This window comes from Mesorhizobium sp. P2_A12, from assembly GCF_056405075.1.
The window spans coordinates 1-548 of record NZ_JBFUCU010000092.1 but is presented as its reverse complement, the minus strand read 5'-3'; the positions used below and the strand labels follow the sequence as shown (position 1 = coordinate 548).

Sequence of the window (548 nt, the reverse complement as noted above, 5' to 3'; positions counted from 1 at the left end):
GTGGTGCAGCTCAATGGCAGTCCGTTCTCGTTGCCCGCCGGGGCAGCCGCGCTGATCGCCAGTGGCGCATTCACGCTGACGGATACAACCTCCAACGGTGGCGCGGCCAACATCGGCTACAGCTACGATCCGACCGCTGCCAACCTCGACTTCCTGCGCGCCGGCCAGAGCCTGACCATCACCTACACGGTACAGGTCAATGACGGCACGACCAACTCCGGCACCCAGAATGTCACTTTCACCATCACGGGCACCAATGATGCGCCGGTGCTGAGCGATACGAGCGATCCGGTGGCGGTGCTCGAACTGACCAATGCCTCGGCCCAGAACCTGGCGGCGATCACGGGCAATTTCTCGGTGAGCGATCTCGACGTCGGCGACACGCTGCATGCGTCGGTAGTGGGCAGCCCGGTGGTGCAGCTCAATGGCAGTCCGTTCTCGTTGCCCGCCGGGGCAGCCGCGCTGATCGCCAGTGGCGCATTCACGCTGACGGATACAACCTCCAACGGTGGCGCGGCCAACATCGGCTACAGCTACGATCCGACCGC

General features: G+C 64.4%; 1 protein-coding gene. It reads left to right on the top strand.

Annotated features, from left to right (window positions below):
• On the top strand, positions 1-548 hold a 548-nt coding region (locus AC1DZU_RS35645), incomplete at both ends, for a VCBS domain-containing protein (protein WP_477292149.1).